Raw genomic sequence first — 20,338 nt, forward strand, 5'->3', positions numbered from 1 at the left:
TGGTGGCTGGCGTTGCCGCTACTGTGGGTTGCCCAGCTGGCAATCCTGGTGCCGTTCTGGCCCGAAGATCAGCCACGCCTGGCATTGTGGTTGTGGAGCGCTGTGTTGCCCTTGAGCTGGGCGCTGGCGTTGTCGTTGCGGGTGTTGCCATGGCAGATCGGCTTGTTCAGGCACGACGTGTTTCGCCGCACCCAGGACGACGACACACAGCGCTGGTGGCGCTGGCGAAGCCTGGGGTTGCCGGTGGAAGAGGTGCTGGTGTTGGGGCCGGCCGGTGATGATCAAATCCACTATCGGGGCTTGATGAACGACACGCCGCTGCCGACGCCCATGGCGCGATCCAAGGCTGCGGTGCCGTCATTGAATTGCCCGGTGATACTCAGCCAGTCCGCCGAGCGTGCTCCGGCGCTGGCGCAACACCTGGCTCGGTTGGTTTTTGAGCAAACCGGAATATTGGAGCGGTGGCCGAGGTTGCGGGCGATTGTCTGGGCGGGCGACGAAATCGAACTGGCTGCCTTCGAGAAGGTGCTGGGCAGCCACGGCACCGAGCTGCCAAAGGTGTGCTTGCCGTTGCAAGACCTGGCGGATCTGGACGAACTGATCGACATATTCAATCAAGAATGCCGTCACGCCGAGGACTGGCTGCTGTGCGCCGGGGTGGTTTCGGTGCAGGGCGCCGAAGCGGCAACGCCACCTGGCGAAGGTGGTTTTTTGTGGGTGGTGAGTCGTCAAGGGCGGCAGCTGTTGCATCGTGGTGAATACCTGTCGGGCGAGACTGACGACCCCCCCGCTGAGCTCAGCGCACAGATGCAGCGTTATGCCGGGCTGCAAGCCCCGCCGACCTGTCTGGCCATGGACCAGGCCAGCCAGCAAGCCTTCATGGCCGGCGGCTGGTCGGCGATCGAGCATCAATTGGAAGCGCACTGGGGTGAATTGGCGCATCTGGCGCCGTTTATCGGCATGTCGTTGGCGTTGTTGCATGCAAAGGAGGCCGGACAGCCCTGTGGCTGGCTGAGCCAGGATGCGGACAAACGATTGGCAATTGGAGTGGCAAAACCTCATGGCAAGGGATAACGGCGAGCCCAAGGGCTCATTGATAGGGTTGGGGTCAGGCTACCTGCTGGTCATGACATTCATGGTGCTGCTCGGTTGCCTGCTGTATCGCTTGGCGGGCCATCACCTGGAATTGCCGCCAGTCGCGTTCCTGCAATTGATGTTGTGGGGGCTGGGGACATGGGTTGCGCTCTTTTGGTTCTGCCCGATGATTTTATTGGCCTGGGATCGTTTGACGGTACGCCAGGCGCAGCGGTCCACGCCGGGAGGCATTGGCAGCGTCGCTGCGTCCCGATTGAATCCACAGCCGGATTTGAAAGACGACGAAGAGAAGCTGGCCAGGCTACGCGAAAACCTCCACTTCCAATACGGCCCCCTCTGGCGCCACAAGGTCCGTCTGCTGCTCATCGTCGGCGAGCCCACCCAGATCGCCGCCATCGCCCCGGAGCTGGCGAAAAAGAAATGGCTCGAAGGCGAACGCACCGTGCTGCTATGGGGCGGCAGCGTCCAGGAAGAATTGCAAACCCCACTGTTGAATCCATGGCTCACCCTACGCCGTTGGCGGGCGCTGGACGGGGTGGTCTGGGCGCTGGACAAACCGCAAAGCACCGATGCGGTGGCGCTGGCCAAGGGCATGCGGCAGTTGCAGGGGCTGGCTCGGCGGCTACGCCGACGGTTGCCGTTGCACTTGTGGCAGGTGTGCGAGAGCGGCTGGTCCCAGGACGGGCGCGAGAGCCAGCCGGTGGGTTGTCTGTTGCCGGCCAAGGTGACGCCGTCGCTGCTGGAGGCGTGCCTGGAGGATCTGGTCGAGCCGTTGCGTTGCCAGGGCTTTGCCCAGATGAAGATCAAGAAGCGGATGCACCACGATTTCCTGCTGCGCCTGTCCCGAGATTTGCAGGCCGAGGGCATTGCCCGTTGGCGGCAGGCGCTGGCGCCGTCGTTGAGTGGGTTCAACCCGGGGGTGATGCTGCGAGGGTTGTGGTTCAGCCTGCCACTGCGCGTGACGCAAAGCGCTGACGGCGAGCATTTCTGGTGGCCGGACCCGGCGTGGCACGGCGTGCAGCGCGACAAGGCCGTCGGCGCGCGGTTGGGGTGGGGCGCGCCGCGAGTCGTCTATGGGCTGTTCATGGGCCTGGCGCTGGTGTGGGGCGCGGGGATGGCGCTGTCCTTTGTGAGCAATCGGGCGCAGATCGTCGAGGCGCAGGCCTTGTCGACGGCGTTACAACAGTCATCCACCCAAGAGGAGCAACTGTTGGCGCTCGAAGCGCTCGTCCACGTGCTGGCTCGCCTGGATCACCGTGTCGTGTCCGGTGCGCCGTGGTACCAGCGCTTTGGCTTGAACCGCAATGAAACCTTGCTCGAACTGTTGTGGCCCCGGTATGTCGAGGCCAATAACCGCCTGGTGCGCGACCCGGCGGCGGCGAGGTTGCGCGGGCAACTGGAGGCGCTGGTCAAGCTGGCGCCGGGCAGCCCCGAGCGCGTTGAGCGTACGCGTATGGCCTACGATCAGCTCAAGGCTTACCTGATGATGGCGCGCCCGGACAAAGCCGAGGCGCCCCTGTTGGTCAAGACCCTGGGCCACGCCGAACCCACGCGTGACGGAATTTCGTCAGGGCTCTGGCAGACCCTCGCACCGAACCTGTGGCAGTTCTACGCCGAGCAACTGGCCGCGCACCCGGACTGGCGCATCGAGGCCGACCCGCGGTTGGTGGCGCAGGTGCGCCAGGTGCTGCTCGACCAATTGGGCCAACGCAACGCCGAGGCCAGCCTGTATCAACGGGTGCTGGACGAGGCCACCCAGCACTATCCAGCCCTGGGCCTGCAACAGATGGTGGGCGACACCGAAGCCGCTGGGTTGTTTTCCAGCAAGGCCAGCGTGCCGGGAGTGTTCACGCGCCAGGCCTGGGAGGGCCAGGTGCGCCAGGCCATCGATGACATCACCCAGGCGCGCCGCGAAGAAATCGATTGGGTGCTCAGTGATCGCCCCGGTGACATCGATGTGCGCTTGACGCCCGGCGAGCTCAAGGCGCGCCTGACCGAACGTTATTTCAAGGACTACGCGGGCGCCTGGCTGGTATTTCTCAACAGCCTGCGGGGCAATCAACCCAAAAGCCTGGAACAGGTCATCGACCAGTTGACGCTGATGAGCGACGTGCGCCAATCGCCGCTGCTCGCGTTGATCAATACCCTGGCCTATCAAGGGCAAGCGGGCACCCGCGCCCCGGCCCTGGGCGACTCGCTGATGAGGTCCGCGCACAAGCTCATCGGCCCGGACAAGGCCCCGCCCATAGACCCGCTGGCCGACCTGCCGAGCGGCCCGCTGGTTCCGACGTTCGGCCCGTTGTTGGCCTTGCTGGGCAAGGGTGGCGCTGACCATTTGAGCCTCCAGGCCTACCTCACCCAAGTGACCCGCGTGCGCCTGAAACTGCAACAGATCAACACGGCCAGCGACCCCATGGAAATGACCCAGGCCCTGGCGCAGACGGTGTTCCAGGGCCGGGGCATCGACCTCACCGATACCCAGTCCTATGGCCGTCTGATGGCCGCCAGCCTCGGTGCGCAATGGGCCGGCGTGGGCGAAACGCTGTTCGTGCAACCGCTGGAACAGGCCTGGCAGCGAGTGCTGCAACCGTCGGCGGCGGGCCTCAACAGCCAATGGCGGCGCTCGATCGTCGAGCATTGGAATGCGGCCTTTACCGGGCGTTATCCCTTCGCCGCGACGGCCAGCGATGCTTCGTTGCCGATGCTGGGGCAAATGATCCGCGCCGACACGGGGCGCATCGAGCGTTTTCTCCACAGCCAGTTGAGCGGCGTGTTGCGCAAGGAAGGCAACCGCTGGGTGGCCGATCCCCACCACGGTCGCGGTTTGCGCGTCAATCCCCAATTCCTGGAGGCGGTCAATCAACTGAGCGATCTGGCCGACGTGCTCTACACCGACGGCGGCCTGGGCTTGAGTTTTGAACTGAGCGGCAAAGGCGTGCGCGATGTGGTGCAAACCACCTTCATCCTCAACGGAGAGAAACACCACTACTTCAACCAGAAGGAGCGCTGGCAGCGCTTCGGCTGGCCAGGACGCAGCGACTACCCCGGCGTCAGCCTGACGTGGACCAGCGTCCACACCGGCGAACGGTTGTTCGCCGACTACGCCGGCGCCTGGGGGCTGATCCGCTTGCTGGAACAGGCCACGTTCACCGCGCTGGACGATGGCGACAGCCGCTACCGCATGGTGCTCAAGGCGCCCGATGGCCTGGGCCTGACGTGGCACCTGCGCACCGAACTGGATGCCGGGCCGATGGCGCTTTTGAAGTTGCGAGGGTTTACGTTGCCGGGGCGGATATTTTTGGATGGGCGCGGGGCGGCGGAAGGATAGATCTACATCGCGCAGACGACCCGATTGCGTCCGCTGGCCTTGGCCTGGTAAAGCGCCTTGTCGGCGGCGAACAGCAATTCTTCCAACTCGCTGTAAGGCCCCTGGACCCAGGTGGCGATGCCGATACTGACGGTCATGGGCATCTCGCCAGGCATCTGTTCCACGGCCTCGCGAATGTTCTGCGCCGTCGTGAATGCCCCGGCCGTCGTGGTTTCCGGCAGTACCACCGAGAATTCCTCGCCACCGTAACGCGCCGCCAGGTCGGCGGGGCGACGGACATGCTCGCCAATCAACTGAGCCAGGCTTCGCAACGCCTCGTCACCGCGTTGATGGCCGAGGCGATCGTTGAATGTCTTGAAGTGGTCCGCGTCGATCATCAGGACTGACAACGGCTGGCCGGAGCGTTGGGCGCGCAGCCATTCCAGTTGCAGCATGTGGTCCAGGGTTCGACGGTTGGCCAGGCCGGTCAGAGGATCGACAGACGCCAACTGGGCCAACTCCCATTCGGCGTTGCGGCGGCGTTTCAATTCCCGGCGCAGCAGCCAGGTGAGCCAGAGCAGGCTGATGCACAGCGCGCCAGTGGCGCCACTGACCAGAAGCGCCGTGCGTTGCCACGAGGCGAAGACTTCTTGGGAAGAGAGCGCGACCACCACGATCAACGGCAAGTCACCCACCTGGGAAAAGGTATACAGACGCTGGGTCTGGTCAACGCTGGATAGGCCTGTGAAGCTGCCGTCGCCTTCGCGCAGGATGCGTACGAAGTTTGGCCGTTTGCTGAAATCCTTGCCGATCACGTCTTCGGCCAACTGCGGTTCTTGCGCCAGCAGGATACCGTCGCGGCTGACCAGGTTGACCGTCCCGCCGTGACCGATGTTCAGGCTCTTGAACAGTTGGTTGAAGTAATTCAAGCGCATCGCGGCTTCGGCCACGCCCATGAACTCGCCACGTTCGTCGTTCAAGCGATAACTGAAGCTGATCCGCCAGTCGTGGGGTTCGCTACGGGCGCGGAAGGGCCGGCTGATCATCATGCCCGGGCGTGGATCCTGGAGATGAGACTGGAAATACTCCCGGTCGGCGTAATTACCTTTGCGTGGCTGGATCGAGGCGGAATCGGCGATCACATCACCACGCTTGTCGAGCAGCAATATGTCGCCTTTATAAGGCGCGGCGGTGGCGCGGTCGAAGAGAGCGAGATGACGGATCGTGGGTGATACATCATTCAGGTCGTCGCGCTTTGCGGCAGCGACAAGACCTTGCAATGACAAGTCATAGAGTTCGACATTGCGCAGCACGTCGGCGTCGATCAGTTGCACGATGTTGCTCGCCGCACGGATCGCGGCCTGCTGGGCGCTGGCGTGTTCACGGATCAGCAAGAACGTCACGATACTCAGGATGGCAATCACAGCCAGCGAGCTGGCCAAGACGAGTACCCGTTCCGAACGTATTGGAAGTGGGATATTGGCGGGTGTTGCAGTGCTCGCGCTCATGATTCCGATCTGCATTGTCATATGGCTGGGATCCTTCCCATAGGCTGCTCATCCACAGCCGCGGATGACTGGCATCAAACAATGCTGGCCTTTTGCAAGATTGTGCTTGTGACACCGGAATTGAGCAATCCACATCGTGGCTTATTTCAAGCCGGCAAACGGATCCCGAAGGTGTTTGCGCCCCGCTCGCTGTGTACGAAAACGTCGCCGCCATGCATCAGCGCAATGGCCTTGACGATGGCCAGGCCCAATCCATGGTTGGCGCCGCTGTTGCTGCGGGAGGCGTCGACGCGATAGAAGCGCTCGAACAAGCGCGGCAAGTGCTCTCCATCGATGGGCGCGCCGGGGTTGGTGACGGCGAGGGTGATCTGATCGCCGATGGCTTCGATGCGCACGGCGATCACCTGGCCGGGCGCGGTGTGCTGGACGGCGTTGCTGAGCAGGTTGATCAAGGCCCTTCGCAGGTGGGCGATTTCGATGGTGGCCTGGGCGTCGCCACTGACGTGAACCTCGACCTGGGCGTCTTCCAGGATGAAGTCCAGGTAGTCGAGGGTGGTTGCCACTTCGTCGGCCAGGGAGGTCGTGATCAGCTTGGTGGCCTTGCTGCCCTGGTCAGCACTGGCCAGGAACAGCATGTCGTTGATGATGGAGCGCAAGCGTTCCAGCTCTTCGAGGTTCGATTGCAGCACTTCGAAGTAATGCTCCGCCGAGCGCCCCCGGGTCAGCGCCACTTGCGTCTGGCCGATCAGGTTGGTCAACGGCGAACGCAGTTCATGGGCAACGTCGGCGTTGAATGATTCCAGCCGGGAGTAAGCCTGCTCGACCCGGTCGAGAGTGGCGTTGAACGAGCTGACGAACTGGCCGAGCTCCGGTGGCAATGGAGACAATCGCAGCCTCCCGCAAAGGCGCGGTGGCGCCAGGCGTTGGGCTTCGTCCGATAACTTGATGAGCGGCTTGAGCCCGATGCGCGCCACCCAATAACCCAGCAACGAGGCCAGCAGCACACCGATACAGGCCAGGCTCACCAGGGCCACCAGCAGGTGGTGTTGGGTCTGGTAGAACGTCTCGGTATCGATGCCGATCATGAATCGCAGGGGAGGGCGCTGGTCCTTGGCGGGGAACTGGCTCACGAGGACTTTCATTGGATAGTGCCGGTCGGGCAACATCAGGTCATGCTTGCCCAAGGGGCCCTGGGCGACGGCGCGAATCCGAGGATCGGGGCTGCCATATTCAAAGCGCGGGTCGCCGCTGACGATCCAGAAATGGATGCGCTTGTCTTCCTCCCCCAGTAACCGCAGCTTGTTGTTGATCTTCACCCAATGCTCGGGCGTGCCATAACGACCCACGGTGGATTCAAGCACGCTGTAGCGGGCGTCGAGCTCCGCTTCCGGCAGCAGGCCCAGGCCTTTGTCGACCTGCTGGTACAGTGCACCGCCAATCAACAGGAACACCAGCGCCGCCACCAGCGTGAAGAGCCCGCTCAGGCGCAGCGCGATGCTGTTACTCACCTCGATTCTCCAGCACATACCCCATCCCACGGATGGTGTGCAGAAGCTTGTGCTCGAAAGGACCGTCCAGCTTGGCCCGCAGGCGCTTGATCGCAACTTCCACGACGTTGGCGTCGCTGTCGAAGTTGATGTCCCAGACCATCTCGGCAATGGCGGTCTTCGAAAGGATTTCGCCCTGGCGACGGGCGAGGACGCTGAGCAGCGAAAACTCCTTGGCGGTGAGGTCCAGGCGCTGCCCGGCCCGGGTAGCCTTGCGGCTGATCAGGTCGATCCACAAATCGGCGATGCTCACCTGCACCGGCTCGTGGGCGCTGCTGCGGCGGGTCAGCGCTTGCAGGCGCGCCACCAGTTCGAGGAAGGAAAACGGTTTGCCCAAGTAATCGTCGGCCCCGTCGCGCAGGCCCTTGATACGGTCCTCGACCCGTTCGCGGGCGGTGAGCATGATGACCGGTGTCTGCTTGCGGGCGCGCAGCGCACGCAGCACGCCAAAACCGTCCAGGCCTGGCAGCATGACGTCGAGCACGATCACTGCGTAATCGCTTTCCAGGGCCAGGTGCAGCCCTTCGACGCCATCGCGCGCCACGTCCACGATGTAGCCTTGTTCGGTCAGGCCGCGGTGCAGGTAGTCGGCGGTTTTTTCTTCGTCTTCGATGATCAGAACGCGCATGGCCCGGCCTCAGTCTGTATTCGCCAGCGCCGCCGTCGGCGCAGGGCCGTTTCGAGGGGCGGGTCGATGTAACAGTCGTTCAAGCCACAAGTATATGACCGGTGTGGTGAACAACGTCAGCGCCTGGCTCACCAGCAAGCCACCGACCACGGCAATGCCCAACGGCTGGCGCAGCTCTGCGCCGGCGCCATAGCCGAGCATCAGCGGCAGCGCACCGAGCAGCGCGGCGAGGGTGGTCATGATGATGGGGCGGAACCGTGTCATACAGGCCTGGAAGATCGCATCCTGGGCCGTCATCCCGCCGTTTCGCTGGGCGTCGATGGCGAAGTCGATCATCAGGATCCCGTTCTTCTTGACGATCCCGATCAGCAGCACCAGCCCAATCAACGCCATGATCGAGAAATCCTGACCCAGCAGCCACAGCATGATCAGCGCGCCAAGGCCGGCCGAGGGCAGCGTGGAGATAATGGTCAACGGATGCACGAAACTCTCGTAGAGCACGCCGAGGATGATATAGACGGCCACCAGGGCGGCGAGGATCAGCCATGGCTGGCTTTTCAGCGAACTCTGGAAGGCTTGGGCCGCCCCCTGGAAATTGCCGGTGATGGCCGCAGGCATGCCGATTTCGTTCTTGGCCTGGTCGAGCAGCCGCACCGCATCCCCCAATGCCACGCCTGGTGCCAGGTTGAACGACAGGTTGGCGGCCGGGAACATGCCATCGTGGGCAATCGACAACGGGCCGTTGGTGGGAGCGTCGAAGCGGGCGAGGGCGGAGAGCGGCACCATCTCCCCGGTCAGGGGCGAGCGCAGGTAGAAATACGCCAGGCTTTCGGCCTTGCCACGCTGTTGTGTGTCGAGTTCGAGAATCACGTTGTACTGGTTGGTCTCGGTCTGGAACTCGTTGATCTGCCGCTGGCCGAACGCGTCATACAGCGCCTGGTCGACATCCGTGGCGGTGAGGCCGAAGCGCGCCGCTGCACTGCGGTCGATGTTGATGTGGGTGATGCTGCCGCCCAGTTGCAGGTCATTGGAGATGTCGCGGAACGCCGGAATGCTGCGTAGCTTGTCGGTGAGTTTCTGCGTCCAGGCGTTGAGGGTCGGCCCGTCGTTGCTCTTGAGCACGTACTGATACTGGGCGCGACTGGGGCCGGAACTGAGGTTGATGTCCTGCCCGGCCCGCAGGTACAGCACCACGCCGGGAATCTTCAGCAACTTGGGTCGGATACGATCGATGAAGCCGCTGGCTGATACATCGCGCTCGCCCCGAGGCTTCAGGGCGATCCAGAAACGGCCGTTGGCGATGGTCTGGTTGTTGCCCGAGACACCGACGGAGTGAGAGAAGGTCTGCACCGCCGGGTCGGCGGCAACGATCTCGGCCAGGGCCTTGTGCTTGGCCACCATGTCCGGGAATGAGATGTCGGCGGCGGCTTCGCTGGTGCCGAGCACCAGGCCCGTGTCCTGTACCGGAAAGAAGCCCTTGGGGATGAACACGTAGCCCACCACCGCCAGCGCCAGGGTCAGGCCGAACACACCGATCATCAGCTTCTGGTGAGCCAGGGCCCGGCGCAGGCCTCGTTCATACCAGCCCAGCAGGCGTTCGCCGAAGCCCGGTTGGGCGTGAGCGGGGCGCTTTGGCGCGCGCATGAACAAGGCGGCCAGGGTCGGCGCCAGGGTCAAGGACACCACCACCGAAATCAGGATGGTCGAGGTAGCCGTCAAGGCAAACTCTTTGAACAGGCGCCCGACCACGCCGCCCATGAACAAGAGCGGAATGAATGCCGCCACCAGGGAGAAGCTGATGGACACCACGGTGAAGCCGATTTCCCCGGCGCCCTTGATGGCCGCCTCGCGCATGCCCTCGCCGGCTTCCAGGTGCCGGTGGATGTTCTCCACCACCACGATGGCATCGTCCACCACGAATCCCACCGAGATGACAATCGCCACCAGGGTCAGGTTGTTCAGGCTGAAGCCCATCACGTACATCAGGGCGAAACTGGCGATCAACGACACCCCGAGCACCGCCGAGACGATCAGGGTCGCCGAGAGCTGGCGCAGGAACAGCGCCATCACCGCCACCACCAGCAGCACCGCGATCAGCAGGGTGATTTCCACTTCATGCAACGAGGCGCGGATGGTCTGGGTGCGATCGATCATGACCTTGACCTGCACTGCGGCGGGGAGCATGGCCTCCAGGGTGGGTAGCGCCGCCTGGATGCGGTCGACGGTCTCGACGATGTTCGCCCCCGGTTGGCGGAAGATGACCAGGTTGACCCCGGGCTGATCCTCGGACCAGGCCTGGACGTAGGCATTTTCCGAACCGTTGACGACTTTGGCGATGTCGTTGAGATGAACCGGCGCCCCGTCCCGGTAGGCCACGATCAGCTCACCGTATTCCTCGGGCTTGAACAACTGATCGTTCGTGGACAGCGTAGAGATGCTCGACTCGCCGTACAGCGCACCCTTGGCCAGGTTGAGGCTGGCCTGCTGGAGGGATAGGCGAACGTCGGCCAAGGTCAGGCCAATGGCCGCGAGTCGGTCGGCCGAGGCCTGGACCCGGATCGCCGGGCGCTGCTGGCCGGTGATGTAGATTTGCCCGACGCCATCGATCTGGCTGATCTGGCGGGCGAGCAGGGTCTCGACGTAGTCACTCAGTTCGGTGCCGGGCATCAGGTTGGAGCTGATGCTGTAAATCAGCACCGGGCTGTCCGCCGGGTTGACCTTGCGCCAGGTCGGCAGGTTCGGCATGTCGTTGGGCAGCTTGCCAGCGGCGGTGTTGATGGCGGCCTGGACTTCCTGGGCGGCGGTGTCGATGCTCTTGTCGAGACTGAATTGCAGGGTCAGGTTGGTCGAGCCCAACGCGCTGCTGGAGGTCATTTGGGTAATGCCGGGGATGGCGCTGAATTGCACCTCCAGCGGGGTCGCCACCGACGAAGCCATGGTCTCGGGGCTGGCACCGGGCAGTTGCGCATTGACCTGGATGGTCGGGAATTCCGCTTCGGGCAAGGGCGCGACAGGCAAGCGAGGAAAGGCGATGAGCCCCAGCAGCACCAGGGCGAACGTCAACAGCACCGTGGCGATGGGATGGTCGATGCACCACGCCGATACCGAACCACGCCCCTTCATGGTTGCGCCTGCCCGGTCTTCGCCACGGCGGGCGGGTCGCCGATCACCTGGACGCTGGCGCCTGGCTTGAGCCGTGACTGGCCGTCGCTCACCAATTGGTCACCCGCGTTCACGCCGTTGATGATGTGCATGTCGCTGTCCTGGTAAACCATTTCAACCGGCACGCTCTCCACCTTGTCGCCGTTGACCCGGTAGACGAAAGGTTGCTCCAGCCCACGTTGGACGACGGTCGGCGGCACCACCAGCGCACCCTTGTCGACGGCGGTCTGGATTTTCAGCGTGACCAACTGCCCCGGCCACAACCGTTGTGCGGCGTTATTGAATTCGGCCTTGGCCCGCAGGGTTCCGGTGCTGGTATTGACCTGGTTGTCGATGAGGCTGAGTCGGCCTTCGCCGAGCAATTGCCCGGTGGCCCCGTCGGCGCCGATGTAGGCCTTGACCAGTGCCTGGTCCGGGGCAGCGATCAGTCGCTGCAGCGTCGGAAGCATCTGTTGCGGGAGGGAAAACTCCACGGCGATCGGGTCGATCTGGGTCACGGTGAACAACCCTTCGGTGTCGCTGGTGCGCAGGAAATTGCCTTCATCCACATTGCGAATGCCGACACGGCCAGTCACCGGCGAGCGGATTTGGGTGTAGGACAGTTGCACCTGCGCCGAGTCGATGGCCGCCTGGTTACCCTGGGCGGTGGCCTTGAGTTGGTTGACCAGCGCCTGTTGCTGGTCGTAGGTCTGCCTGGATACGCCATCATCGACACTCAGCACTTTGTAGCGATTGAGGTTGACCTGGGCCACCGCCAGTTGTGCCTGGCTTTCGCCGAGTTGGGCGCGGGCCTGGTCGAGGCTGGCGCGGATGGAGCGGTCGTCGATGGTTGCCAGCAGATCGCCTTTCTTGACCAATTGTCCTTCCTTGACCAGCAGCTTGGTAAGGATGCCGTCGACCTGCGGACGGATCACCACGCTGTGCAGCGACAACACCGTGCCGATCCCACTGGCAAAGCGCGGCACGTCCTTTTCCACCACGCTTACGACCTTTACCGGTACGGCGCTGGCAGCACTAGGTCTGGTGGCGGCGGGTTTCATCGAGAACCACAGGACCAGTGCGCCCAAGGCGACCAACAGCGCGACGAGCAGGACGGTTTTTTTCTGAATGTGCATGGATGCGAAGAGCCGGTTCGGGACGGTGGGATTTCTATCTGTCTTATATAGCGTTGCGAGGCGGTCAGGAAGGTGACGGCTAGCTGTCAGGGCTGTCAGTTTCGTCCCGGTTTTCCGTCGGACGGAGCGCCGCCATGGAATCTGCTTCGTGGCACCGCGATCCGGGCGGGTATACTGCTGCGTTTCGCGGCTCACCTAGCGAGCCCGGCATACCCGCCCGGAGCCTTACATGACTTCCCCGACACCATCGTCCGCGGACGAACGCTTGCAAGGCGAGCCGTCTGCCCAGACGGACAGCGATGTTTCCAGCGCTGAAGAAAAACCGGCGATCCCGGCGTTCAAGTTTCCCTTCAAGCCCGGCGAACTGGCGGCCGCCAAGGGGGCCGGGCAACAGCCTTGGTACAAGAATGGCGCAAAGAACGGCCATACCAAGACCCCCGGCGCCGCGCCTCCCGGTACGCGTCGCTCGATGGGCAAACGCTGATATTGTCCCCGGCGCCGGTCGCGGATTCAGTTCGCGACCCGTGGCCCCGTCAGGCTTCCACTCAATTCATAAGCCGTCAATTCGGCCTGGTGCGCCGCCAGAATCTCCGGCAACGATCCCCTCAGGTACTCGACCCACGTCTTGATCTTCGCATCCAGGTACTGGCGCGATGGGTAGATGGCGTAGAGGTTCAGTTCCTGGGAACGGTAGTTGGGCATGACCCGCACCAGCGTGCCGTTGCGCAGACCCTCGATGGCGGCGTACACCGGCAGCACACCCACGCCCATGCCGCTGGTGATGGCGGTTTTCATGGCATCGGCGGAATTCACCAGGAACGGTGAATTGTTGACGGTGACCATTTCCTGGCCTTCCGGGCCGTCGAACACCCATTTCTCCAGCGGAATGACCGGACTGACCAGGCGCAGGCAGGCATGGTTGAGCAGGTCGGCGGGTTTCTGCGGGCAGCCGCTGGCCTTCACGTAGGCGGGCGATGCGCAGACGATGCTGTAGGTGATTCCCAGGCGCTGGGAGACGAAGCCTGAATCGGGCAGTTCGCTGGCGAGCACGATCGAGACGTCGTAACCCTCGTCGAGGATGTCCGGCACGCGGTTGGCCAGGGTCAGGTCGAAGGTGACATCCGGATGGGTCTTGCGATACCGGGCGATGGCGTCGATCACGAAATGCTGGCCGATGCCGGTCATGGTGTGCACTTTCAATTGCCCGGCCGGACGCGCATGGGCGTCGCTGGCCTCCGCTTCCGCTTCTTCGACGTACGCCAGGATCTGCTCGCAACGCAGCAAGTAGCGCTTGCCGGCCTCGGTCAGGGCGATGCGTCGGGTGGTGCGATTGAGCAGGCGGGTTTGCAGATGGGCTTCCAGGTTGGAAACCGCACGCGAGACATTGGCCGTGGTGGTGTCGAGCTGCGCGGCGGCGGCGGTGAAGCTGCCGGCTTCGGCAACACAGCTGAACGCACGCATGTTTTGCAAGGTGTCCATGGAGGGCTCTCTTGGGAGGTGTCAAATTGTGACATGAAGTTACAGCGTGACGGGACCCGACTTATTGATTATCGCGTTTACGGTAACAAAGATTCACAGAAAGGTCGGCTTATCGCTATTGGGGGCGGTCCCTAGAATTGCTGCCAATGCGGAGCGATCTGGTGTCAAGGACCTGTGGGAGCGAGCTTGCTCGCGATGGCGTCTGTGCATTCACTTCAGTGTTGTATGCGAGGACCCCATCGCGAGCAAGCTCGCTCCCACAGGCCTTGCAGTCATCCGCAGACCGTCGTCAGCCCCTTCTTTTAGGAATATTGCGCCTGTGCCGCGTTGCATCAGCAGAGAGCTGAAGACTCTCAGTGTTTGGGTTTTGACGTTAACCATCAGTGGTTGCATCGGCACGGGAGCAATTGCGCCGCAAGGCAAGGCGTTGTCGCCCGACCAATTGGCGACCGACGAGGCGATTCGCGAGGCTGCCCACGACGCTCATTGGCCCAACCGCCAGTGGTGGAAAGCCTATGGCGACCCGCAACTCGACCGTTGGATCGATTTGGCCGTGCCAGACAACCCGAGCCTGGCCATGGCCGCCGCGCGGGTCCGCCAGGCCAGGGCCATGGCCGGAATCGCCGAGGCCGCCGAGTCACTGCAGATCAATGGCGAGTCCACACTCAAGCGCCACAACTGGCCCACCGACCAGTTCTACGGCCCTGGCGGGCTGGCCGATACCACTACTTGGGACAATAACGCCGCCCTGGGGTTGAGCTACGCCCTGGACTTGTGGGGTCGCGAGCGCAATGCCAGCGAGCGGGCCGTCGACCTGGCCCATGTCAGCGTCGCCGAGGCGCGCCAGGCGCAGTTGGAATTGCAGAACAACATCGTGCGCGCCTATATCCAGTTATCGCTGCACTATGCCCAGCGCGACATCGTCGCTGCGACCCTAGGTCAGCAAGAGCAGATCCTCGAACTCGCACAGAAACGCCTGGATGGTGGCATCGGCACGCACTTCGAAGTCAGCCAAGCCCAAGGGCCATTGCCCGAAACCCATCGTCAACTCGACGCCCTCGACGAAGCCATCGCCTTGAGCCGCAATCAACTGGCCGCGCTGGCGGGAAAGGGACCGGGAGACGGTGCTCGCTTGCACCGTCCGACCCTGGCCTTGGGTGCTGCCTTGAAGCTGCCGTCCACGTTGCCCGCCGAACTGCTCGGCCAACGCCCGGATGTGGTTGCCGGACGCTGGCAAGTGGCAGCCCAGGCACGGGGTATCGATGTGGCCCGGGCCGGCTTTTACCCCAACGTCGATCTGGTAGGCAGCCTGGGCTACATGGCCACCGGCGGCGGGGCGCTGGAGTTCCTGACCGGCAAGAAACTCACCTACAACGTCGGCCCGGCGATCTCGTTGCCAATCTTCGACGGCGGTCGCCTGCGTTCGCAATTGGGCGAGGCGACCGCCGGCTACGATATTGCCGTGGCGCACTACAACCAGACGTTGGTGAACGCACTCAAGAGCATTTCCGACCAGTTGATCCGCCGCGAGTCGATGGACAAACAACAGGCTTTCGCCGCCGAGTCCGTTGCCGCGGCACAGCGCACCTATGACATTGCGCTGGTCGCGTTCCAGCGTGGGCTCACCGATTACCTCAACGTGCTCAATGCCCAAAGCCTGTTGTTCAAGCGACAACAGGTGCAACAACGGGTGGAGGCGGCGCGCCTGAGTGCCCATGCCGATCTGGTCACCGCGTTGGGCGGCGGGCTGGAGGCTGGCAGCGACATGCCTGTGGCAAGTGATGGCCCGTGGCGAGTGTCCCTCCCGTGACGTATCTACTCATGCTGTCTCGCCTCGAATGGCGCCGTGGTTTCTTCGATTGGGCTCGCAGCGACGGTGTGACCTGGGTTTATATCTTCAAGGTCTTGCTGGCCGCGGTCCTCACGTTGTGGCTGGCGATGCGCCTGGAGCTGCCGCAGCCGCGCACGGCGATGATCACGGTGTTCATCGTCATGCAACCGCAGAGCGGGCAGGTGTTCGCCAAAAGTTTCTATCGCTTGCTCGGCACGTTGGCCGGCTCGGCGGTGATGGTTGCGTTAATCGCCTTGTTCGCCCAGCACACCGAGCTGTTCCTCGGGTGCCTGGCGATCTGGGTGGGCATCTGTTCGGCGGGGGCGGCGCGTTATCGCAACTTTCGCGCCTATGGTTTCGTGCTGGCCGGCTACACCGCGGCGATGATCGGCCTGCCGGCCCTGGCCCATCCCGAGGGTGCCTTCATGGCGGCGGTCTGGCGGGTGTTGGAAATTTCCCTGGGGATCCTCTGTTCCACCGCGGTCAGCGCCGCGATCCTGCCGCAAACCGCCAGTGCCGCCATGCGCAACGCGCTTTACCAGCGCTTTGGTGTGTTCGCCCTGTTCGTCACCGACGGCTTGCGCGGGCGCAGCCAACCCGAGGCATTCGAGGCGCGTAACGTCGGTTTCATCGCCGAAGCGGTGGGCCTGGAGGGCCTGCGCAGCGTGACGGTGTTCGAAGACCCGCACATGCGCCGGCGCAACGGCCGGCTCAGTCGCTTGAACAGCGAATTCATGGGCATCACTACCCGATTCAACGCCTTGCACCAATTGCTCGAAAGATTGCGCACTGGCACGGCGGACTCGGTGGCGAGCGCCATCGAGCCTGGATTGCAAACCCTCGCCGAACTGCTCGACGGTTTCAGCGCACGGCCCTTGATTGATGCTGATGCGGCGCGCTTGGCGGCCGCGTTGGCAGACTACAAGGCCGACTTGCCGGCCCAGGTCCGTCGATTGCGCGCGCAGTTTTTGGAGACGGATCCCAGTGACGCGCAGCAGTTGGATTTTCATACCGCCTACGAGCTGTTATATCGGTTTGTCGAAGACCTGCACGGCTACGCCCAGACCCACGCATCCCTGGCCGACCACCGCCACGAACGCGAACGCTGGGACGAGCCCTTCGTGTCGCAGACCAACGGGTTGGCGGCAGCCGCTTCCGGTTTTCGCGCTGCGTTCATCCTCTTGGTGCTGGGCAGCTATTGGGTCGCCACCGCCTGGCCGAGCGGCGCGACCATGACGATGATTGCCGCTGCCACCGTCGGGCTGTCCGCCGCCACGCCGAACCCCAAGCGCATGGCGTTCCAGATGGCCTGCGGCACGTTGTTAGGGGCGCTGATCGGCTTCGTCGAAATGTTTTTCGTCTTTCCATTGATCGACGGTTTCCCCTTGCTCTGCGTGATGCTGACGCCGGTGATTGTCGTGGGCTCATTCCTCAGTTCCCGCCCGCAATACGCCGGAGTCGGGCTGGGGTTGCTGATCTTTTTCTGCACCGGCTCGGTGCCGGACAACCTGACGGTCTACAACCCGTACACCTTCATCAACGATTACATTGCGATGATCCTCGGCATGCTCGTATGTGCCGCCGCCGGCGCGATTATCCTGCCGCCCAACAGCCGCTGGCTGTGGCGTCGGCTTGAACAGGACCTGCGCGAACAGGTGGTGTTCGCCATCAGCGGCAAGCTCAAGGGCTTGGCCTCGGGTTTCGAGAGCCGCAGCCGGGACTTGCTGCACCAAGCCTACGGACTGGCGGCGGGGCAACCCCGGGTGCAACGGGATTTGCTGCGCTGGATGTTCGTAGTGCTGGAAATCGGCCACGCAATCATCGAGTTGCGCAAGGAGCAGGCGACGCTACCGGTGCATCCGGCCTACGCCGAGAGCCAGCCATGGCGCCAGGCGATTCGGGGGATGGGGCGTGCGCTGGTGCGGCTGTTCCGCCAGCCCGGCCAGAACAATCTGGAGCGCGCGCTGGTGGCGGTGGACCACGCCATCAGCCGCGTGCAGGCCACCGACGAACCTTTCGCCCCGCATTTCGACACCTCGGCCCTGCGCCGGGTGAAAAGCTACCTGCACTTCATCCGTACCTCTTTGCTCGACCCGCAATCGCCATTGGCCGGCCATGCCATGCCGCTTTCCCAGGAACCTGAACATGCCCCGTGAAATCGCCTTCCACGGCGTCTACATGCCCACCATGACCTTGATGTTCTTTATCGCCGCCGGCCTGGCCTGGGCGTTGGATCGGTTCCTGTCGGGGTTGGACCTGTACCGTTTTTTCTGGCACCCGGCGCTGCTGCGCCTGAGTCTGTTTACTTGTCTGTTCGGCGCGCTGGCGCTGACGGTCTACCGTTGAGATCGATGCGATGAAAAAGTTTTTCAGCCTGCTGGCGACGTTGTTGATCGTGGCCCTGGCGCTGTGGATCGGCCGGACATTGTGGGTGCATTACATGAACACGCCCTGGACCCGCGACGGCCGGGTACGGGCCGACATCATCAATGTCGCTGCCGATGTCAGCGGGGAGGTGGTCGAGGTGCCGGTGCGCGACAATCAGTTGGTGAAAAAAGGCGACCTGTTGATGCGCATCGACCCCGAGCACTACCGCATCGCGGTGAAGCAGGCGCGCTCCCTGGTGGCGTCACGCAAGGCCACCTGGGAGATGCGCAAGGTCAATGCCCATCGGCGCGCCGATCTGGACAGCCTGGTGATCTCAAGGGAGAACCGTGACGACGCCAGCAACATCGCCGATTCAGCCCAGGCTGACTACCAGCACGCCCAGGCGCAGCTGGAGGCGGCCGAGCTGAACCTGGCCCGCACCGAGGTTCGCGCGGCGGTCGACGGATACGTCACCAACCTCAACGTGCACCGTGGCGACTACGCGCGCATCGGCGAGGCAAAAATGGCCGTGGTGGATATGAATTCGTTCTGGGTCTATGGCTTCTTCGAAGAGACCAAGCTGCCCAAGGTGCGGGTCGGGGATTCCGCGCAATTGCAGTTGATGAGTGGCGAGGTGCTCAAGGGCCACGTGGAAAGTATTTCCCGGGGGATCTACGACCGTGACAATCCCCAGAGCCGTGAATTGATCGCCGACGTGAACCCCACGTTCAACTGGGTACGCCTGGCCCAACGGGTGCCGGTGCGCATTCATCTGGACGAAGTGCCGGATGACGTGCTGCTGGCGGCGGGGATGACCTGCACCGTGGTGGTGGAGCCATACAGTCACCGCTAATTCCCTCGCCACAACGGCAAATAAGACCGGAACGATTACAGTAACCGACCCAAACCGAACCGCTTCATCAAGCCTTTCTCCAGCAACCCCTTGGGCAGCAGGCCGGCCATCAGCGGTAACGCACGACTGCCATTGCCCAGGCGCAGCAGGCGGGGTGGCTTGGGCTGTTGGATAGCCTTGAGCAGCGCGGCGGCGAATTCGCTGGCCGGGGTCGGGTTGTCCTGGGATGCCTTGGCGCGGGCACGAATGCCGTCGCGCAGCGGCCACCAGGGCGATTGCTCACTGATCAACTGTTCGGCCTCGTGCCCGGCGTTCTTGGCGAAGCTGGATGCGATGGCGCCGGGCTGGACTTCCATCACGCGGATGCCGAACGGCGCCAGTTCCATGCGCAACGCATCGCTCAGGGCGTGTACCGCTGCCTTGGAGGCGCAGTAGGCGCCGGCGAATGGAGTGACCAGCACACCGGACACGCTGCCGATGTTGACCACCAACCCCTTGGCCTGGCGCAGCACGGGGAACAATGCGCGGGTCACGCCGACGATGGCGAACACGTTGGTTTCGAACTGGCGCTGCATGGCCGGCACGCCGCCGTCCAGCAGCGGGCCCATGGCGCCATAGCCGGCATTGTTCACCAGCACGTCGAGGCCGCCGTGTTGCTGGTTGATCCGCTCGCTCAACTGCTCCAATGCCTGGCCGTCGTTGACGTCCAGTTGCACCGCTGTGAAGCCGGCAGCGCTTAGCTGCGCCACGTCTTCGGTCTTGCGCGCGCTGGCCCAGACCTGGTAACCGCCGGCCTTGAACGCGTCGGCGAGGGCGCGGCCGATGCCGCTGGAACATCCGGTGATCAACGCAACGGGCATGGCGCTTTCCTTGGGTAACGTTGTGATGGAATCAGTTGGAAAAACTACCCTGCAACCGCTCGGCACGAAACTCCAAGGTTTGCGGGCGATAGCCGGGGCGCAACGGCGGCAACGGCAGGCAGTCTTGCCAGTCGGCGCCTGGTTGCAGTTCGCCAGGGCCGCGATAGCGGGGTGAGCTGTAGACGTTTTCGGCCAGGTTGATGGTGTCGCCGGGCGCGTAGGCCGCTATACGCCAGTGCAGCTCGGTCAACGGCACGTCGTTGCCATTTTTCAGGCTCAACGACAGCGGACGATCAGCAGGGCAGCGCTCAGGCGCATAGGCAATGCGCACATCCAGGCGATCCAGTTGCCGGGTTTCGCGGTTTTCCTGCCAAAGCACCCACGCCGCGACCAGCCCCAGCCCGACGAACGCCGCCAGGGAAACCGGCAAGGCCTTGGCCGGGTAGCGCAATAGCAGGATGAGCCAGGTGATGACCAGCGCGACGCCGATAAGCATGTTGAAGCCTCCGTTCCTATCGCCACATCCTACCGAAGGGCGCGGGGGATGGATATTCATCTGCCCTGCACCGTCCGTCGTCACTGTCAT

The 20,338-nt window shown here is 63.4% G+C and carries 15 protein-coding genes; 7 read left to right on the plus strand and 8 right to left on the minus strand.

Annotated features, from left to right (window positions below):
• The first annotated feature begins 84 nt into the window (after positions 1–84).
• Positions 85–1,074 carry a hypothetical protein gene (locus J3P90_RS04810; protein WP_434676543.1) on the plus strand — a complete coding sequence of 330 codons (990 nt, stop codon included), beginning with the start codon at positions 85–87 and terminating at the stop codon, positions 1,072–1,074.
• Positions 1,061–4,423, plus strand: a complete 3,363-nt coding sequence (locus J3P90_RS04815; RefSeq protein ID WP_434675897.1) for an ImcF-related family protein — start codon at positions 1,061–1,063, stop codon at positions 4,421–4,423. The genes J3P90_RS04810 and J3P90_RS04815 overlap by 14 nt, the downstream gene beginning before the upstream one ends.
• Positions 4,424–4,425: 2 nt before the next feature.
• On the opposite strand, the gene J3P90_RS04820 is transcribed toward J3P90_RS04815, so the two are convergent.
• The 5 genes from J3P90_RS04820 to J3P90_RS04840 all read right to left on the minus strand — a co-directional run bounded on the left by J3P90_RS04820 (position 4,426) and on the right by J3P90_RS04840 (position 12,362).
• Positions 4,426–5,910, minus strand: coding sequence for a GGDEF domain-containing protein (locus tag J3P90_RS04820; RefSeq protein ID WP_434611652.1), 1,485 nt, complete (start codon positions 5,908–5,910; stop codon positions 4,426–4,428).
• A gap of 146 nt (positions 5,911–6,056) precedes the next feature.
• Positions 6,057–7,436 (minus strand): heavy metal sensor histidine kinase, encoded by a 1,380-nt coding sequence (locus tag J3P90_RS04825; RefSeq protein ID WP_420765411.1) that lies wholly within the window; start codon positions 7,434–7,436, stop codon positions 6,057–6,059.
• On the minus strand, positions 7,411–8,085 hold the full coding sequence (locus J3P90_RS04830; RefSeq protein WP_420765410.1) for a heavy metal response regulator transcription factor: 675 nt from the start codon (positions 8,083–8,085) through the stop codon (positions 7,411–7,413). The genes J3P90_RS04825 and J3P90_RS04830 overlap by 26 nt, the downstream gene beginning before the upstream one ends.
• Positions 8,086–8,094: 9 nt before the next feature.
• Entirely contained in the window at positions 8,095–11,208 is a 3,114-nt protein-coding gene (locus J3P90_RS04835) for a multidrug efflux RND transporter permease subunit (RefSeq protein ID WP_434675898.1), read from the minus strand.
• On the minus strand, positions 11,205–12,362 hold the full coding sequence (locus J3P90_RS04840; RefSeq protein WP_434675899.1) for an efflux RND transporter periplasmic adaptor subunit: 1,158 nt from the start codon (positions 12,360–12,362) through the stop codon (positions 11,205–11,207). The genes J3P90_RS04835 and J3P90_RS04840 overlap by 4 nt, the downstream gene beginning before the upstream one ends.
• 229 nt (positions 12,363–12,591) lie before the next feature.
• Between J3P90_RS04840 and J3P90_RS04845 the strand changes: the two genes are divergently transcribed.
• Positions 12,592–12,846: a hypothetical protein gene (locus J3P90_RS04845; protein ID WP_420765407.1), complete on the plus strand. Its 255-nt coding sequence runs from the start codon at positions 12,592–12,594 to the stop codon at positions 12,844–12,846.
• Between the two features lie 26 nt (positions 12,847–12,872).
• Here the strand turns inward: J3P90_RS04845 and J3P90_RS04850 are convergent, their stop codons facing one another.
• Positions 12,873–13,841 carry a LysR family transcriptional regulator gene (locus J3P90_RS04850; protein WP_420765406.1) on the minus strand — a complete coding sequence of 323 codons (969 nt, stop codon included), beginning with the start codon at positions 13,839–13,841 and terminating at the stop codon, positions 12,873–12,875.
• A gap of 319 nt (positions 13,842–14,160) precedes the next feature.
• On the opposite strand from J3P90_RS04850, the gene J3P90_RS04855 reads away from it, so the two are divergent.
• Genes J3P90_RS04855 through J3P90_RS04870 form a run of 4 tightly spaced genes read left to right on the plus strand, consistent with a single transcriptional unit; the run spans position 14,161 to position 18,892 of the window.
• A complete protein-coding gene (locus tag J3P90_RS04855) occupies positions 14,161–15,651 on the plus strand; it encodes an efflux transporter outer membrane subunit (RefSeq protein ID WP_434675900.1) in 1,491 nt (496 codons plus the stop codon).
• Positions 15,652–15,662: 11 nt separating this feature from the next.
• A complete protein-coding gene (locus J3P90_RS04860) occupies positions 15,663–17,828 on the plus strand; it encodes an FUSC family protein (RefSeq protein WP_434675901.1) in 2,166 nt (721 codons plus the stop codon).
• Complete coding sequence (locus tag J3P90_RS04865; RefSeq protein WP_003205331.1) at positions 17,818–18,018, plus strand: DUF1656 domain-containing protein; 201 nt, start codon at positions 17,818–17,820, stop codon at positions 18,016–18,018. Before J3P90_RS04860 ends, J3P90_RS04865 begins: the two co-directional genes overlap by 11 nt.
• 10 nt (positions 18,019–18,028) lie before the next feature.
• Positions 18,029–18,892 (plus strand): efflux RND transporter periplasmic adaptor subunit, encoded by an 864-nt coding sequence (locus tag J3P90_RS04870; protein ID WP_434560497.1) that lies wholly within the window; start codon positions 18,029–18,031, stop codon positions 18,890–18,892.
• Between the two features lie 35 nt (positions 18,893–18,927).
• Here the strand turns inward: J3P90_RS04870 and J3P90_RS04875 are convergent, their stop codons facing one another.
• Positions 18,928–19,752, minus strand: a complete 825-nt coding sequence (locus J3P90_RS04875) for an SDR family oxidoreductase (RefSeq protein WP_434648856.1) — start codon at positions 19,750–19,752, stop codon at positions 18,928–18,930.
• 31 nt (positions 19,753–19,783) lie between these two features.
• Positions 19,784–20,248, minus strand: a complete 465-nt coding sequence (locus tag J3P90_RS04880) for a multidrug transporter (protein WP_434560493.1) — start codon at positions 20,246–20,248, stop codon at positions 19,784–19,786.
• Positions 20,249–20,338: the final 90 nt, after the last annotated feature.

It is taken from the genome of Pseudomonas sp. D3-10 (assembly GCF_051132175.1).
Taxonomy (GTDB): Bacteria; Pseudomonadota; Gammaproteobacteria; order Pseudomonadales; family Pseudomonadaceae; genus Aquipseudomonas.

Coding starts and splice junctions, on each gene's coding strand:
- J3P90_RS04815 (WP_434675897.1), top strand. CDS start 1,061: ATGGCAAGGGATAACGGCGAGCCCAAGGGCTCATTGATAGGGTTGGGG.
- J3P90_RS04820 (WP_434611652.1), bottom strand. CDS start 5,910: ATGAGCGCGAGCACTGCAACACCCGCCAATATCCCACTTCCAATACGT.
- J3P90_RS04825 (WP_420765411.1), bottom strand. CDS start 7,436: ATGTGCTGGAGAATCGAGGTGAGTAACAGCATCGCGCTGCGCCTGAGC.
- J3P90_RS04830 (WP_420765410.1), bottom strand. CDS start 8,085: ATGCGCGTTCTGATCATCGAAGACGAAGAAAAAACCGCCGACTACCTG.
- J3P90_RS04835 (WP_434675898.1), bottom strand. CDS start 11,208: ATGAAGGGGCGTGGTTCGGTATCGGCGTGGTGCATCGACCATCCCATC.
- J3P90_RS04840 (WP_434675899.1), bottom strand. CDS start 12,362: ATGCACATTCAGAAAAAAACCGTCCTGCTCGTCGCGCTGTTGGTCGCC.
- J3P90_RS04845 (WP_420765407.1), top strand. CDS start 12,592: ATGACTTCCCCGACACCATCGTCCGCGGACGAACGCTTGCAAGGCGAG.
- J3P90_RS04850 (WP_420765406.1), bottom strand. CDS start 13,841: ATGGACACCTTGCAAAACATGCGTGCGTTCAGCTGTGTTGCCGAAGCC.
- J3P90_RS04860 (WP_434675901.1), top strand. CDS start 15,663: ATGCTGTCTCGCCTCGAATGGCGCCGTGGTTTCTTCGATTGGGCTCGC.
- J3P90_RS04865 (WP_003205331.1), top strand. CDS start 17,818: ATGCCCCGTGAAATCGCCTTCCACGGCGTCTACATGCCCACCATGACC.
- J3P90_RS04870 (WP_434560497.1), top strand. CDS start 18,029: ATGAAAAAGTTTTTCAGCCTGCTGGCGACGTTGTTGATCGTGGCCCTG.
- J3P90_RS04875 (WP_434648856.1), bottom strand. CDS start 19,752: ATGCCCGTTGCGTTGATCACCGGATGTTCCAGCGGCATCGGCCGCGCC.
- J3P90_RS04880 (WP_434560493.1), bottom strand. CDS start 20,248: ATGCTTATCGGCGTCGCGCTGGTCATCACCTGGCTCATCCTGCTATTG.